This window comes from Pseudomonas sp. MIL19 (assembly GCF_028680365.1).
In the GTDB taxonomy this organism is placed as follows: domain Bacteria; phylum Pseudomonadota; class Gammaproteobacteria; order Pseudomonadales; family Pseudomonadaceae; genus Aquipseudomonas; species Aquipseudomonas spirodelae.
This window is the reverse complement of the sequence record NZ_JAPPVG010000096.1, coordinates 1-369: the sequence shown is the minus strand read 5'-3', so window position 1 is coordinate 369 and position 369 is coordinate 1. Positions and strand designations below refer to the sequence as shown.

At 59.1% G+C, this 369-nt stretch carries 1 protein-coding gene; it reads left to right on the top strand.

Going from position 1 to position 369, the window contains the following annotated elements; translation table 11 throughout:
• Positions 1 to 369, top strand: a 369-nt coding sequence (locus tag N1078_RS19510) for an EAL domain-containing protein (RefSeq protein WP_274089714.1), incomplete at both ends; no start/stop codon positions are given.

Sequence of the window (369 nt, the reverse complement as noted above, 5' to 3'; positions counted from 1 at the left end):
GCCAAGCAGCGGCGCACCGGCCAACCGCCTGCGCCTGGAAATCACCGAATCCATGTTGCAACACGACCTGACGGTCACCATCGGCAAGATGCAGGCACTGCGCCAGATCGGTGTGCGCTTTTCACTGGACGACTTCGGCACCGGCTATTCGTCCATGAGCTATCTCAAGCACATGCCGCTGGATCAATTGAAGATCGACAAGTCCTTCGTCGACGAAATCCTGACCGACAGCACCGACAGCGCCATCGCCCGTACCGTAGTCACCCTGGCGCAAAACCTCGGTCTGGAGGTTGTAGCCGAAGGCGTGGAGCAGCGCGAACAACTGGAGTTGCTGATTGCTATCGGCTGCCGAGCGTTCCAAGGTTACCT